Genomic DNA, 15,092 nt, shown 5'->3' with positions numbered 1-15,092 from the left:
CAGGTGACCAGGCAGCCAGGCGACCAGGCAGCCAGGCGACCGTCAGCCGGTCGCCACGCGGTCGCCAACGCCAAGCAGGCCGCCAACGGTAAAGCCGCGCATTTTACAATGCGGCCATCGCGGCGCAGTCCAGCGGCCCGGGCCAGCACGGAGCAGTTTCATGGCATCTACCGAATCTCTTGAATTCCTACCCGAGGCGGGCGTCGACGTGCGCCAGTTGTTCATCCTGCTGCACGGCGTGGGCGGGTCGCCCGATAACCTGCGGCCCTTGGCCCAGGCCGTGCGCGCGGCCTTTCCGACGGCGGCGGTGCTGGTGCCCCAAGGTTTCGAGCCCTTTGACGGCGGCAACGCCGGGCGCCAGTGGTTTTCGGTGCGCGGCGTGACCGAAGATAATCGCGCCGAACGCGTGGCGGCGGCCATGCCGCCCCTGGAAGCCTATGTGCGCCAGGCGCAGGCCCGCTTCAAACTATTGCAGTCGGACACGGCGATCGCGGGCTTTTCGCAGGGCGCGATCATGGCGCTGGAACTGGTGCAGGCCCATGACGGCATGGCCGGCCGCATCATTGCGTTTTCGGGTCGCTATGCCCAATTGCCCAAGACCGCCCCGCAATTCACCACCTTGCACCTGCTGCATGGCGCCGACGACCCGATCATGAACGTGTCCCACATCCAGGCGGCCCAGGCGCGGCTGGAGGCGCTGCATGGCGATTCCACTATCGATATCGCCAGCCACGTCGGCCATGAACTGCATCCTGCGTTGATCGAACGCGCCATTGTCCGCTTGCAGACCTGCGTGCCGCTGCGCAGCTGGGAAGCGGCGCTGGGCCTGAACCAGACGCCGCCCGACGGCACTACGCTGCACTGATCGCGCGATGAGCACCGCGCGTTCTTCCGTGCCGGCCTCGCCGCGCGCCGCCGATTCGGTGGGCGGCGCACAAAGCATTTTCCGGGTGCTGCGCCTGTTGAAATACGTGGGCGCCGCGCCCGCGCGTGGCGTGGGCTTGAGCGATGTCGTGCGCGACATCGGCCTGACGCCGCCCACCGCGCACCGCATGCTGTCGGCCTTGCTGCAAGAGGGTTTCCTGTCGCTGAACCCCAAGCTAAAGACCTATAGCCTGGGGCGCGAGTCTTACATCCTGGGCCTGGCTGCCGAAAGCCGCCATGGCATCAAGGCCATCGCCGAATCGGCCGTGTTGCGGCTGGCGCAGTCCACGGGCGATACCAGCTTTCTATCGGTGCGCTCGGGCCACGAAGCGGTGTGCGTGGACCGCAAGACGGGCGACTTTCCCATCAAGATCCTGACGCTGGAAGTGGGCCACCGGCGGCCGCTGGGCGTGGGGGCGGGCAGTCTGGCGCTGCTGGCGTTTTTGCCCAATGACGATATCGACCGCGTGCTGGCTCGTTACGACGCCACCACCGCGCCCGACCTGCCGTCCACCGACATGCTGCGCGAGGACATCGCCGCCGCGCGCAAGCAGGGCTATGCGCTGAACCCGGGGCGCATCATTCCCGACATGCTGGGCGTGGGGGTGCCGGTATTCGACCGTGAGCAGAATGTGGTGGCCGCGCTGAGCGTGGCGGCGATCCGCTCGCGGCTGTCGGGGGCACGGCTGCATGATGTGGTGGCCGCGTTGCAACGCGCCGCGTCCGAACTGTCGGCGGATCTGCTGCCGCGCGCCTGAGCGCAGGCAGGTCGCAGCCACAACCACAGCCACAACCACAACCACAACCACAGCCCCAGCCCCAGCCACAGCCACAGCCCCAGCCACAACCACAACCACAGCCCCATCCGGCGCCACAACCCCGGCTATCGCCCCGCGCAGGCCTTGCCGCCATCGACCGGCAAGCACACCCCGGTGATGTATTTGGCCTCGTCGCTGGCCAGGAACAGGGCGGCATGCGCCACGTCCCAGGCGTCGCCCATCCGGCCCATCGGGCTGGCGGCGTTGCGGCGGCGGCGCATTTCCTCCACATCCTGGAACTGGCCGGCAATCTGCTGGTAGATCAGCGGCGTATCGATCACGCCGGGCAGCACCGCGTTGACGCGGATATTGTCCGGCGCGTAGCGCACCGCCAGCGACCGGGTCAGGTGGTTCAGCCCCGCCTTGGCGGCGTAGTAGGACGTGTACGGATAGGTGTTGACCTGAATCGAGGCCAGCGACGAAATGTTGACGATGCAGCCGCCGCCTTGCGCCAGCATGGCCGGCAGCACGTGCTTGCAGGTCAGAAACACGCCGGTCAGGTTGGTGTCCAGCACCCGATGCCAGCTTTCCTCTGACGCCTCGATGGGATCGCCCATTTCCGTAATGCCCACATTGTTGTGCAGGATGTCGATGCGGCCGGCCTCGTCCAGCACCCGCGCCACCACGGCCTGGATCTGCGCCGACTGCGTCACGTCGGCCACCAGCGCGCGGCACTGTCCGCCTTCGGCCTGGATGACGCGTTCGGTTTCCTGGGCGGCCTCTGCCCGCACATCCACCGCGTACACGCGCGCCCCTTCGCGTGCGTAGAGGGCGGCGGCGGCCTTGCCGTTGCCCCATCCCGGCCCCGACGACCCCGCGCCGAACACCAGCGCTACCTTGTCCTTGACGCGTTGTCCCATGTCATTGCACCGAGATGTTGGCGAAGTCGGCCACCTTCTTCCACTTGGACACGTCCGTCTGGATCATCGCGCCGAATGCATCCGGCTTGTCCGCCACCACATAGGCGCCCACGCCCGCGTACTTGGCCTGCACGTCGGGGTCGGCCAGCGCCTTGCGCGATGCGTCGTTCAGCTTGGCCAATACGTCCTTGGGCAGGCCGGCCGGGGCCAGCAGCCCGTTCCACATTTCGGCGTCGTAATCCGGCAGCCCCACTTCGGCAAAGGTGGGCACGTCGGGCAGTTGCGGCAGGCGCGCCTTGGCCGCCACCACGATGGCCCGCAGGTTGCCCGACTGGATGTGCGCCATGGACGAGGCGGCGGTGTCCCACAGTATCGGCACCTGCCCGGCGATGACGTCGTTCAAGGCCGGCCCCGTGCCGCGATACGGCACGTGCATCATGTCCAGGCCCGACAGCGATTTGTAGTACTCCATGGCCATGTGCGTGGCGCCGCCGTTGCCCGACGACGCATACGAATACTTGCCCGGCGCGCCCTTGACCAGCGCAAAGAACTGCGCGTAGTCCTTGGCCGGAAAGTTCTTGTTGACGACGATCACGCCCGGCACACGGATGATCTGCGTGACGGGAGTGAAATCCTTGACGGCGTCGTAGGGCAGGTTCTGGTACACGGCCGAGTTGGTGCCGTTGGTGCTGGATGTGCCCAGCAGCAGCGTGTAGCCGTCGGGCGCGGCGGACGCCACCGCGCGCGTGCCTACCGTGCCGCCCGCGCCGCCCCGGTTTTCCACCACCACCGGCTGGCCCAACTGCTTGCCCAGCGCTTCGGCAAAGATGCGGCCCACCACGTCGGACGTGCCGCCCGGCGGGAACGGCACGATCAGCCGCACCGGGCGGTCGGGGTAGTTGGACTGCGCGGCAGCCGCGCCCGACAGCGATACGGCAAGGGCCGCGGCCGCCAGGGTGATCCAGGTTCTTCTCTTCATGATGTTGTCTCCTTGCTTGATATTGTTGTGCGTCCGGTATTTGCGCGGATACCAGGCCTTGTGCCGACCTGTGTGTCCGCTACGGGGTGGCTGCTATCTGCGTTCTGCTACCTGCGTCCTGCTATCTGCGTTCTGCTGTGTGCGTTCTGCCGTGTGCCCAGGCCGAAGATCATGCGATGCGGTCGCCGGGCTTGATCTTCGCCGCGCGGCTGTCCACCCCTGGCAGCATGTGCGCCGGGTCGCGCGTCACCACGACGTCCAGGATGGTGGGGCGGTCCTTGCAGGCGTACGCGCTGGCCAACGCCGCCTGGATGTCGGCGGGGTCTTCCACGCGGATGCCGTTGCAGCCCAGCGCGCGCGCCACGTTGGCGTAGTTGGTTTCCACCAGGTCCGACGATTGATAGCTGCCGCTGCCGTACATCAGATGCTGAAGCGCCTTGATATACCCGGACGCCGCGTTGTTCACCACCACCAGCGTGAAGGCCAGGCCCATGCGCACCGCCGTTTCCAATTCGCCCAGCGACATATTGCAGCCGCCGTCCCCCGTCAGGCTGATAACTTGCCGACCCGGCGCGGCGGCCGCGGCGCCGATCGCGCCGGGAATGCCGTAGCCGATGGACGCAAAGCCCCGGTCCGGCACGAAGCCGCGCCCGGCGCGCTTGGTGTCGAACAGCAGGCCGCCCCAATGCGCGGCAAAGCCGCCGTCCGCCACCAGGATGCCGTCTTCGGGCAGCGTCGCGTTGATCTCGTGCATCAGTCGCGCCATGCCGATGGGGCTGTCCGGCGACGTCAGCTTGCCCTGCACGGATTCGCGCCACGTGTGCATCGCCTGGCCGACTTCGTCCGCGTAGGCTTGGCGGTCTGTTTGCAGCGGCTGGTCGGCCATGCGCTGGGCCAGCTCTTGCAGCGTGGCGCGGGCGTCGCCCCACAGACGCAGGGCGGGCGTGGTCGTGCGGTCAAATTCCTCGGCCACGATGTCCAGATGAATGACGGGGGCGCCGGCGCTCAATAGCTCGTAGCGGCGCGTGGCCACTTCGCCCAGCTTGCAGCCCACCACGAACAGGCAGTCGGCCTTGGCGATGAAGTCGTTGGCGATGCGGCTGTAGCGGCCGAACAGGCCGGCGTTAAGCGGGTCGTTGCACGCGATGGCGCCCTTGCCGCTCATGGTGTGGGCCACCGGGATGTTGAAGCGCTGCGCGAAGGCCTGCACTGCCGACGCGGCGTCGCTGATGTGCACGCCACCGCCGCACAGCATCAAGGGCCGCGCGGCGCCGGCCAGCATGCTGGCGGCTTGCGCCAGGTCGTCCGCGTCGGGACGGCAGCGCAGCGCCGGCGCGCGGCGGGTGTTGGCGCTGGCGTAGAACGCGTCGGCGTCAAAGGCGTGGACCGCATGCGCGATGTCTTCGGGCACGTCCAGCACCACGGGGCCGGGGCGTCCGCTGGTGGCGACGGCGAAGGCGCGCCGTACCAATTCCGGAATGCGCTCGATCATCTCGATGCGCAGCACATCTTTCACCACCGGCCGCAGCACTTCCAACTGGCGCGCTTCCTGCGTCATGTTCTTCCACGAATGCAGACGGTGCGAATCGCCCACCAGCGCCACCAGCGGCGTGCCGGCGTTGAAGGCTTCGGCCAGGCCGGTGACCAGATTCGTGGCGCCCGGCCCCAGCGTGGCGTCGCACACGCCGGGCCTCCCGCTGACCTTGGTGTAGGCGTCGGCCGCGAACACGGCGCAGCGCTCGTCGTTGATCAGGTGATGGTTCAGGTTCAGGCGACGCACGGCGTCATAGAACGGCAGCAGCTGAAAGCCGCCCATGCCGAACATCAAGCCGACATCGTGCGCGGCGAACATGCGTGCGATGGCTTCGCCGCCCGTGATTTCCAGTTTTTCCGACATGCGAGGTGTGCTCCTGAGTCTTAAGTGTTGGCGCGCCCGTTGAGCAGGGCATCGATAAAGGTTTTCAGTGGGGTGCCGACGCGGCCGCCCAGATCGCGGGCGCGCGCGTTGGCTGACGAGATCACGCCTTCTTCGTAGCAGGAGCGCGCGTCGCCGATGCAGGCGCTATCGGCCGACACGGTCAACGCGGCGATACCGCGCTGCTGCAACAGCGGCAGCCGGCCGGTGCCCGCGCCGTCACGGCCCATGCCGGCATCGTTGAAGGTGACCAGCCGGGGCGCGGCCTTGACGCCGTCGGTTTGCAGGCCGGCCAGGCGTTCGCCGTGCGATGCCGTGACGGCAATGCGGCCATCGTCGCGTTGATCCAGCAGCGATACGGAGTCCGCGCCGATGACTTGTGGGGTGCCATTGGCCGCCGCCCGCAACACCATGCGGGACTCGTTTTGCAACGTGGGCAGCGGGTAAACGGCTGACGACAGGGCCAGCCGCGCGGCGGCCTCGGCCACGCGCATGCCGGGCACGCAGCCCAGGGCCTGCGCCCGTAAATTGACGTGGCTGATGACGCCGCGGCGCAGCATGTCCGCGCCGTCGCCGATGCGGCAACTTTGATAGTCCGCGGTGGCGGCGGGCACGCCCCAGCGTTGCAGGTCCGCCAGGCCGGCAATGCCCGCTTGCCGCAGCCCCAAGCCGGCGTCGTTCAGGATTACCGCCCGCACCCGGCCGCGCGCGGCGCAATAGGCGGCATAGCGTCCGCCGTGGGACCCGGCGATGACCACGCGGCCGGCGTCCGCGCTGCCGAGCTTGGTGATGCTGTCGAGCACACTGACGTCGATTGTCGTGCTTTGTGATTCCATATTATGGATTTTGTTTTATCGCGTTGCTGCCCGGCGGGGCGAGGGCGAAGGGCGGGAGCCCCAGCTTGTCTCGTAGCTTGATGTAGGTATACGCCGGATTCTACGGGCGCGAAAAGCCGTACGGCAATGATCCATCCATATTATGGAAATGGATTTGATGGGCGTGGCGAATCGGGATGGGCATCGCGGCCCGGCGCTGGCTCGGCGTGCTTCCGGCCGGCCGGGACAGGACGAAAAAAAGCGCCCGGTCGGGCGCTTTGGAAAGCCGCCGCCTGCCAGGCGGGGCGTTTGTGCGAGAGGCGCGTCGGGCTACTGTTCCCAGCCGCCGCCCAAGGCCAGGAAAACGGCGATCTGGTCGCTGCTAAGTTCGGCTTGCGAGGCGGCCAGAGCGCTTTCGTTGGTGGCCAACGTACGTTCGGCGTCCAGCACGGTCAGGTAATCCGTCTTGCCGTACTGGAACAGGCGGCGCGCTTGCGAGGCCGCTTCGGCGCTTTGGTCGCGGGCGGCGCGCAAGGCGGCGTCACGGTCCAGCTGGCGGGCGTAGACGACCAGCGCGCTTTCCGTTTCGCGCAGCGCGTTCAGCACCGTGGCGTCAAAGCGCGCCACCGCCGCCTTCGTGCTGGCTTCGGCTTCGGCGATGCGGGCCTGCACCGCGCCCGTGTTCGGCAGGGTCCACGAGATCAGCGGACCCACGCTCCAGCTGAACGTGCCCCGGTCGCCGAACATGGCGGCCGGGCCGCCCGATGCGGCGGACAGGCCCAGCGTGACCTTGGGATACAGGTCGGCGGTGGCCACGCCGATGCGCGCGGTAGCCGCCGCCAGCGTGCGTTCGGCCTGGCGAATATCGGGGCGGCGGCGCAGCAGCTCGGCGCCATCGCCCACGGGGATGGTGCTGGTCAGGCGCGGCGCGGCGGCGCATTGCAGCAAGGATGCGGGGATGTCGTTCGGCGTTTGTCCCGTCAGCGCGGCCAGGCGGTACAGCGCCGTGCGCTGCTGCGCCTGGAAGGGCGGCAGGTTGGCCTGCAATTGTTCCAGCTGGCTGCGGGCACGCGTCACGTCCAGCGTGGTGCCCCGGCCGGCGCGCTGCAAGCGGCTGACCGCGTCCAGCGATTCCTTTTGCACCTGCACGGAGTGCTGGGCCGAGGCCAGCTGCATGCCCGCCGCGCACATGTTGGCGTAGGCGCGCGCGGTTTCGGCGGCCACGGTCACGCGGGTGGCATCGTAAGCGGCCTGGGCGGCTTGGGCATCGCCGGTGGCGGCTTCGATGGCGCGGCGGATCTGGCCGAACAGGTCCAGCTGGTACGACACGCTGGCGCCCGCGGAATAGGCCCAGTGGTTGGGCGGGTCGATCCCGGGTTGCAGCTCCTGCAAGCCGGACACATGGCCGAACGTGGGCGACGCATTCACGCCGATGCCGGGTTGCTGCTGCGCCTGCGATTCCTGCACGGCGGCCTGGGCACGCTCCAGATTGGCGCTGGCCACGCGCAGGTCGGTGTTGGCGGACAGTGCCTTTTCCACCAGCCCGTCCAGCACGGGATCGTTATACAGACGCCACCAATGGCCGGTCACCGCTTCCTGTGCAAACACCTTGGAGCCTGCCTCGACGAAGGGGGCGGCCGCGCTCTGTCGCTGGGCGACCGACGCGGCGGGCACCTGGTAATCAGGGCCCACGGTGGTGCATCCGGCCAGCGCAATGGCCAGCGTCAACGGCAGAAGAAATTTGGTGTTCATGGCAGCTACGGCTTGGCGTTGATATGAGAAGAAAGAAGGGTTGATGGGCGCGCGGTGCGGGGGTCAGCGGTTGGCGGTGTCGGCGGCGGCTTGCCGCGGTGCGGGCGTGGGGTCCACCGACACGGTGGCGGTCTGGCCGGCGACCAGTCGCACGCCCTCGGGCACGTCGTCGATCTTCACGCGCACCGGAATGCGCTGCGCTAGGCGCACCCAGTTGAAGGTCGGGTTCACGTTGGGCAGCAGGTTGGCGCCGGTGCTGCGGTCGCGGTCGGCAATGCCCATCGCGATGCTTTCGACGTGGCCTCGGATGTGGCGCGAATCGCCCATCAGCGTCACCGTGACGGGTGCGCCTTCGTGGATGCCGGGCAGCTTGGTTTCTTCGAAGTAGCCTTCGACGTAGAACGAGCCCGCATCCACCAGCGCCATCACGCCGCGGCCCGCCGTGGCGTACGACCCCGCGCGCAGATCCAGGTTGGTGATGCGGCCATCGCTGGCGGCCACCACGCGGCTGCGTTCCAGGTTCAGGCGCGCCGTGTTCAATTGCACCTGCGCCTGCGCCAGCGCGGCCTCGGTCTGCTGCACCTTGGTCTGGCTTTGCTCGACGGCTTCGGCGGCCACCAACTGGCCCAGCGATCGGTTGCGCTTGGCGTCGCGCAGCGCCTGGTCATGCGCCACCTGTTGCGACCGCACCGACGCTTGCGCCTGATCAAACGCCAGCTGGAAGCGGGCACGGTCAATTTCAAACAGCAAGTCGCCCGCCTTGACGTCCTGGTTGTCGTGCACGGGCACGCTGGTCACCAGTCCGGATACGTCGGGCGCCACTTGCACCACGTAGGCCTTGACCCGGCCGTCACGCGTCCAGGGCTCGACTTCATAGTGCACCCACAACTGCCAGCCGGCGTAGGCCGCGGCAGCGACGACGATGGCCGTCACCGCGAACTTGCCGATGGCGGCAGGGCGAAGGGCGTTGGGAAGTTTCATACCTATCTCTGAAGAAAATAAGGGGAAATGAGCGACACGCCATACAGCAGCACCACGAACAGCGCCAGATCAAAAAGCGCGGGGTGCCACACCAGGCGATACAGTCCGATGCGCGCCAGCACGCGGCGCAAGGCCCAGGCCACGCCCAGCGTGACCACGCCCAGCACCAGCAGCCAGGGGAAGTAAATGCCGTACAGATTGAATTCGCCGATCATGATGCGTGGCCCTCCATGGTGGGATGGGCGGGTTGGTAGTCGGGGGCGTCGGGAAAGAACGCGCGGCGGATGCCCACCAGCGCCACCACCGCGCGGTCGCGCGCGGCCACCCCTTGCGGCGTGGCGGCCACGCTGGACAGCGCGCGGTCGATTTGCGCCAGGAACTCCGGCGTCTTTTCCCCCACGCGCCATGCCGAGCGCGCGCGGAAAAACTGCGCCAGGCTGTTCAGCACCGGCTGGATCGTGGCCTCGGCCATCGGCAGATGACGACGCGCCCGTTGCAATTCGGTGATGTCGCGGCCCACGCGCAGGTCCTTCAACGCGTCGGCGGCAACCAGGTCGTCGGGCCGCTCGGCCAGCGCCAGGCGCGGCTGCAACAGGCCGATGCGATCCAGCATGCGGGCGGTGTAGGTATGGCGCGACGGCGCGCGCGGCGAGCTGGCCAGCGTGGCCAGTTCTTTCCAGTTGGCGGCCTGGATGCGGCGGGCGCTCCAGTCGGCGCTGACCGTGCGGAAGATGGCGGCGATGATGGCCGCCGTGGCCACGCCCATGCACTGCGCCACCTGCGTATCGATAAACGACACGATGTCGGCGGTGTTGGTGTCTTGCAGCGCCATGGTGCCCAAAAAGCCGAACAGCATCGCCATGGCCTTGCCGGTGCTGGCGGGGCGCGCGATGAAAATGCCCAGCACGAAGGCGGTGGGCAGCATCGACAGCGCCAGCATTTCAAACGAATGTATGGCGGGCATGATGCCCAACAGGTACAGCGCCGACAGCGGAATCGAATACACCGTGTAGGTCAGGAACTGCATGATGCCGGGCACCGGGTTGTCCTGCGACGCAAAGAAGCAGCTGAAGATGGCGGCCATCAACGCGGCCGTGGCGCCGTTGCTCCAGGCCGTGCCGATCCAGAATGCGCAGCACACCGAAATGGCCACCCCCGCGGCCAATGCCGACAGCAGCGCCATGCCGTGGTCGCGGTGCAGCGCGGCGTTGGGGGCGCGGGCAGGGCGGGCGTGGTGCATGCCGCCCCGCATCGACCCGCGCCGTGGCGCGCCTTTCAGGCCGGCGTGGATTTCGCGGCGCAGCGCCAGGCATTCGTCGTAGGTATCGATCAGTTCGCGCAGCCGCGTCATCAGGCTGGCCAGCAGGGCGTCGCGCCAGGTGGAATGGCTGTCGATGGCGGGCGTGGCATGCGAGACGGCCGCGCGCAGTTGCACGGCGGTGTCGTGCGAGGCCTGGGCGCCGGCGTTGATCCATTCTGAAATATCGTTCAGCAGCGCGGACACCGTGTCGGGCAAGGGCTGGTCATTGGCCTGAAGCGCGCGCAGGCGGTCTTCCACGGCCGAGACGGCCGGCGTCAACGCCGAAATCTGGTCTTGCATCGCGCGCACCGCGCCGGACGTCCAGCGCAGGTTGCTGGTGTCGAACGGCACATGGGTGGACAGCAGGCGCAGCTGGGTGATGTCGTTGGCCAGCACGCGGCGATCGCGGTCGCGCTGTTCGGCGGTCTTGCCGCTTAGCGTGTCGTGCATCCAGTTGCGGGCGTCGCGCACGGCCTTGTCCAGTTGCAGCGTCAGCGCGGGCGCCAGGCCACGCGGCAGCACAATGCTGTGGACCAGCGTGGCGCACACGATGCCCAGGCTGATCTCTTCCACGCGGGCCAACGCCGTGTCGAACACCAGCGACGGGTCCGTCACGCTGGGAAACCCGATCATGGCGGCGGTGTAACCGGCCAGCATGAACAGGTACGACCGGGGCGTGCGGTCCAGCACCGACATGTACAGGCAGGCGCCTACCCACATCACCATGGCGGCCGTCATGACGACGGGCGAATTCGACAGGCGCGGCACCATGTAGACGGTGGCGGCCGACCCGGCAAACGTGCCGACCAGCCGGTACAGCGCCTTGGAACGCACCGCGCCCGACCAGGGCTGCGCCACGACATAGGCGGTGGTCATCGCCCAGAACGGACGCGGCAAACCAATGCTGTAGGCCAGATAAAGCGCCATGATGGCGCTTAGGTAGCTCTTGAGCGAAAAAATGGTTTCGCGGACGTTCGGCAATTTCACGATGCGTTGTCCTGTTGATGGGCCCCGGCGCCGCGTCCCAGCGACACACTCAGCGCGTCAAATACGCGCAGACAGGCTTGCAGGTCGGATTCGCTGACGCCGTTGAACAGACGCCGGCGCAGTTCCACCAGCACGTTTTCGACCTGAGCCCGCAGCGCATGGCCGGCTTCGGTCAAATGCAGGGTTTTGGCACGGCGGTCATGGGTGTCTTCGCGGCGTTCCATCAGGCCGGCGGCCACCAATTGATCCAGCACGCGAACCAGGGACGGGCCCTCGACGCCCAGCGCCTCGGCCAGCGCGCCCTGGCGCACGCCGTCTCCCAGGCGGCCGGCCAGGATGACGGGCCAGGCGGTGGCCTGCGACAAACCGTAGTCGGCCAGCGCCTTGTCGGCAGCGCCACGATAGGCCCGGGACAGCACCATCAGGTTGGCGGTGGTGGCCATGAGTTGGGAGTCGGAAGGAGTGTTCATGGAAATCGATTGTATCCTATCTATTAGCTTACTAATAATTGAATATGGCGAATATCTCCATTGATTTTTCCAATCGGTCAGATCAGTGCGGACTTTTCCATGGGCGGAAAAATGGGGCCGCAAAGGCGGCCCCAGGCCATTCAGCCGGACAATGACCGGCGCGGATTACGCCGCGCAGTCCGCCCAGCAGTTGGGCGTTTCGTACAGGCGCACGCGGGTCAGGCGCAGGTCGGCGCCATAGTGGCCGTGGTAGTGCGGGGCCAGCGTGTCGAAGACGATCTTGGCCAGGTTCTCGGCCGTGGGGATGCGGTCCAGCACCACGGTCTTGTGGTCGGGCAGGGTATCCAGAAAACCGCGCACGGCGGCATCGCCCTCGAACACCAGAAAGGCGTGATCCCAGACATCCACGATGTGGGTCTTGGCGATGTGCTTGATCTCGGAAAAATCCATCAACATGCCGTTGTCGGATTCGCCCGGCGCCTGCACCACGTCGCCCGTCAGGGTGATTTCAAGCACATAGCGGTGGCCATGCAGATTGCGGCACTGGCTGCGGTGGTCGGGGATGCGGTGGCCGGCGTCGAATTCCAGCCTGCGGGTCACGGAAATCATCGCGCGGTCCGCCGCGCGTGGGGGTAAATCATGGAATGCCTATGTATTTGTGGGTCTGCAAACTCAGCCGCCATTGCGGATGCTGCATACAGTACTGAACGGCCTTCTCGGTGTTGGCCACGCGCGCGGGGCCGTCCATGGGTTGCAGGAAAAAGTGTTCGAAATCCAGGTGCGCAAAGGTCTCGGGCAGGGCGTTCAGCTGCGGGTAGACCAGCTTCAATTCATGGCCCCGGTCAATGACGATGGGCGCGGTGCCCTTGGGGCTGACACAGATCCAGTCGATGCCGGCGGGCGGCTTGACGGTGCCGTTGGTTTCGATGGCCACGGTAAAGCCGCGTGCGTGGATGGCGGTCAGTAGCGGCGCGTCCAGTTGCAGCAGCGGTTCGCCGCCGGTGAAGACCACGTAGCGGTCTTCGGTGCCGGGGCCCCACGTGGCGGCAATGGTGTCGGCCAGCAGGTCCGGCGTGGCAAATTTGCCACCGCCTTCGCCGTCGGTACCGATGAAGTCGGTGTCGCAGAACGTGCAGGCGGCGCTGGCGCGATCGCTTTCGCGGCCGGTCCACAGGTTGCACCCCGCAAACCGGCAAAATACCGCCGCGCGGCCTGCATGGGCGCCTTCGCCTTGCAGGGTCTTGAAGATTTCTTTGGCGGTGTAGGTCATAGAGGTTGCTGGCTAGGGGTTGCTAGCCACCCAGGGTCAGCATCAGAATCGGGCAAAAGCGGAATATTTTACTTGGTATAGACTCCCGGCCTATGTTTCATGTCCAAGATTCCCTGTATATCGACGAACGCGACCTGACGTTCAGCATGATCCGCGCCCAGGGCGCGGGCGGCCAGAACGTCAACAAGGTGTCCAGCGCCGTCCACCTGCGCTTTGACGTGCGGGCCTCGCATCTGCCGCAAGAGGTGCAGGACGCGCTGTGCGCCGTCAGCGATCACCGCATCTCGAAAGACGGTGTCATCGTCATCAAGTCGCAGTCGTTTCGCAGCCAGGAAAAGAACCGGGCCGAAGCCATCGAACGGCTGGTGACGCTGGTGCGCAACGCCATCCAGGTCGACAAACCGCGCCGCGCCACCAAGCCCACCCGCTCATCGCAACGCCGCCGTGTGCAGCGCAAAGTGCTGCACGGCGAGGTCAAGCGCCTGCGGGGCCGCGTGCAGGGCGATTAAGCAAAAACAAAGCCGCAAAACCTTGTTGCCCGCAGGGGCATGACTACATATCGAACTTCTTCGATTTAAGATTCGATAAATTGCGATATACCAATATGACCCAACCCGCTTCCGCTTCCGCATCGTCCGCAGGCCAGACCGGCGCAGAGCCCGGCATTGATGCCGACGCCATCATCAAGGCATTGGCCAATCCGGTGCGGCGCGACATTCTTGCGTGGCTGAAGACGCCGCATGCGTACTTCGAGGAACGTCCGGGCCACACCTTCGAACACGGGGTGTGCGCGGGCCACATCGACGACCGCTGCGGCTTGTCGCAGTCAACCGTGTCCTCGCATCTGGCGGTGTTGCAGCGCGCGGGCCTGATTACGTCGACCAAGGTGGGACAGTGGGTGTTTTTCCGTCGCAATGAAGTTGTGATTGCCGCATTCCTGCGGCAGTTGAACCAGGATATGTAGGAACTTCATGAGCAAGCTGTTTGAACCCCTGCGCGTCGGCGCGTTGACCCTGCGCAACCGTATTGTCATGGCCCCCCTGACGCGCCAGCGCGCCAGCGAAGGCCGCGTCCCCAACGACCTGATGGTCGAGTACTACACCCAGCGCGCGGGCGCCGGCCTGATGTTGTCGGAGGCCACCGCGGTGACGCCCCAAGGCGTGGGCTATGCCGACACCCCGGGCCTGTGGTCGCCCGAGCAAGTGAAGGGTTGGCGCAAAGTCACCGCCGCCGTCCACGACAAGGGCAGCCTGATGGTGGCCCAGCTGTGGCACGTGGGCCGCATTTCCGACCCGATCTTCTTGAATGGCGAGCTGCCCGTTGCGCCCAGCGCCATTGCCGCCGAGGGCCACGTCAGCCACGTGCGCCCCAAGCGCGCCTATGTCACCCCGCGCGCGCTGGAAACGGCCGAACTGGCAGGCGTGGTCGACGCCTACCGTCACGGCGCCCAAATGGCCATGGAAGCCGGTTTCGACGGCGTTGAAGTGCACGCCGCCAACGGCTATCTGCTGGACCAGTTCTTGCAGGACAGCACCAACCACCGCACCGACCAGTACGGCGGATCGCTGGAAAACCGTGCCCGCCTGCTGCTGGAAGTGGTCGATGCCTGCGTGGCCGTCTGGGGCGCCGACCGCGTGGGCGTGCACCTGTCGCCGCGCGGCGACGCGCACACCATGGGCGATTCGGACCCCGCCGCGACCTTCCTGTACGTGGCCACCGAGCTGGGCAAGCGCGGCATTGCGTTCGTGTGCGTGCGCGAGCATGAAGGCCAAGACAGCCTGGGACCGCGCATGAAGGCCGCGTTCGGGGGCGTGTATATCGCCAACGAGGGCTATACGCGCGAATCGGCCGAAGCGGCCATCGAAGCGGGGCGCGCCGACGCTGTGGCTTTTGGCGTGCCGTACATCGCCAACCCGGACCTGGCGCGACGCTTTGAACTGAATGCGCCGCTGAACACGCCGGTACCGTCCACGTTCTACGCGCAGGGCGCCACCGGCTACACGGACTACCCGGCGCTGCCG

16 protein-coding genes are annotated in these 15,092 nt (G+C 66.9%); 5 read left to right on the top strand and 11 right to left on the bottom strand.

Annotated features, from left to right (window positions below; all coding sequences use genetic code 11):
* The first annotated feature begins 160 nt into the window (after positions 1-160).
* Complete coding sequence (gene ypfH / locus YH64_RS29345) at positions 161-865, top strand: esterase (protein ID WP_046807853.1); 705 nt, start codon at positions 161-163, stop codon at positions 863-865.
* Between the two features lie 7 nt (positions 866-872).
* A complete protein-coding gene (locus tag YH64_RS29340) occupies positions 873-1,682 on the top strand; it encodes an IclR family transcriptional regulator (RefSeq protein WP_046807854.1) in 810 nt (269 codons plus the stop codon).
* Between the two features lie 125 nt (positions 1,683-1,807).
* On the opposite strand, the gene YH64_RS29335 is transcribed toward YH64_RS29340, so the two are convergent.
* The 11 genes from YH64_RS29335 to queE all read right to left on the bottom strand — a co-directional run bounded on the left by YH64_RS29335 (position 1,808) and on the right by queE (position 13,071).
* On the bottom strand, positions 1,808-2,602 hold the full coding sequence (locus tag YH64_RS29335) for an SDR family NAD(P)-dependent oxidoreductase (protein ID WP_046807855.1): 795 nt from the start codon (positions 2,600-2,602) through the stop codon (positions 1,808-1,810).
* Between the two features lies 1 nt (position 2,603).
* Positions 2,604-3,581, bottom strand: a complete 978-nt coding sequence (locus tag YH64_RS29330) for a tripartite tricarboxylate transporter substrate binding protein (protein ID WP_046807856.1) — start codon at positions 3,579-3,581, stop codon at positions 2,604-2,606.
* 169 nt (positions 3,582-3,750) lie between these two features.
* Entirely contained in the window at positions 3,751-5,478 is a 1,728-nt protein-coding gene (locus tag YH64_RS29325; RefSeq protein WP_046807857.1) for a thiamine pyrophosphate-binding protein, read from the bottom strand.
* 20 nt (positions 5,479-5,498) lie between these two features.
* Complete coding sequence (locus tag YH64_RS29320; protein WP_046807858.1) at positions 5,499-6,332, bottom strand: hypothetical protein; 834 nt, start codon at positions 6,330-6,332, stop codon at positions 5,499-5,501.
* A gap of 309 nt (positions 6,333-6,641) precedes the next feature.
* A complete protein-coding gene (locus YH64_RS29315) occupies positions 6,642-8,063 on the bottom strand; it encodes an efflux transporter outer membrane subunit (RefSeq protein ID WP_046807859.1) in 1,422 nt (473 codons plus the stop codon).
* 63 nt (positions 8,064-8,126) lie between these two features.
* Positions 8,127-9,044, bottom strand: coding sequence for an HlyD family secretion protein (locus tag YH64_RS29310; protein ID WP_046807860.1), 918 nt, complete (start codon positions 9,042-9,044; stop codon positions 8,127-8,129).
* Between the two features lie 2 nt (positions 9,045-9,046).
* Positions 9,047-9,259 (bottom strand): DUF1656 domain-containing protein, encoded by a 213-nt coding sequence (locus YH64_RS29305; protein ID WP_046807861.1) that lies wholly within the window; start codon positions 9,257-9,259, stop codon positions 9,047-9,049.
* A complete protein-coding gene (locus YH64_RS29300) occupies positions 9,256-11,331 on the bottom strand; it encodes an FUSC family protein (RefSeq protein ID WP_046807862.1) in 2,076 nt (691 codons plus the stop codon). The genes YH64_RS29305 and YH64_RS29300 overlap by 4 nt, the downstream gene beginning before the upstream one ends.
* Positions 11,328-11,801 (bottom strand): MarR family winged helix-turn-helix transcriptional regulator, encoded by a 474-nt coding sequence (locus YH64_RS29295; protein WP_046807863.1) that lies wholly within the window; start codon positions 11,799-11,801, stop codon positions 11,328-11,330. Before YH64_RS29295 ends, YH64_RS29300 begins: the two co-directional genes overlap by 4 nt.
* Before the next feature lie 165 nt (positions 11,802-11,966).
* The gene (gene queD, locus YH64_RS29290) at positions 11,967-12,410 is read right to left on the bottom strand and encodes a 6-carboxytetrahydropterin synthase QueD (protein WP_046807864.1); all 444 of its coding nucleotides are present in this window, start codon (positions 12,408-12,410) and stop codon (positions 11,967-11,969) included.
* Between the two features lie 28 nt (positions 12,411-12,438).
* Positions 12,439-13,071, bottom strand: a complete 633-nt coding sequence (queE, locus tag YH64_RS29285; protein ID WP_046807865.1) for a 7-carboxy-7-deazaguanine synthase — start codon at positions 13,069-13,071, stop codon at positions 12,439-12,441.
* Between the two features lie 92 nt (positions 13,072-13,163).
* Here queE and arfB point away from each other — a divergent pair, with 92 nt between their 5' ends.
* The 3 genes from arfB to YH64_RS29270 all read left to right on the top strand — a co-directional run.
* Complete coding sequence (gene arfB, locus YH64_RS29280; RefSeq protein ID WP_046807866.1) at positions 13,164-13,580, top strand: alternative ribosome rescue aminoacyl-tRNA hydrolase ArfB; 417 nt, start codon at positions 13,164-13,166, stop codon at positions 13,578-13,580.
* Positions 13,581-13,675: 95 nt separating this feature from the next.
* The gene (locus YH64_RS29275) at positions 13,676-14,035 is read left to right on the top strand and encodes a helix-turn-helix transcriptional regulator (RefSeq protein ID WP_046807867.1); all 360 of its coding nucleotides are present in this window, start codon (positions 13,676-13,678) and stop codon (positions 14,033-14,035) included.
* Between the two features lie 7 nt (positions 14,036-14,042).
* A partial coding sequence (locus YH64_RS29270; RefSeq protein ID WP_046807868.1) for an alkene reductase occupies positions 14,043-15,092 on the top strand: 1,050 nt, incomplete at its 3' end.

The organism is Achromobacter sp. LC458, from assembly GCF_001005835.2.
GTDB classification, from domain to species: Bacteria; Pseudomonadota; Gammaproteobacteria; order Burkholderiales; family Burkholderiaceae_B; genus Achromobacter; species Achromobacter spanius_B.
This window is presented reverse-complemented; position numbering and strand designations above follow the sequence as displayed.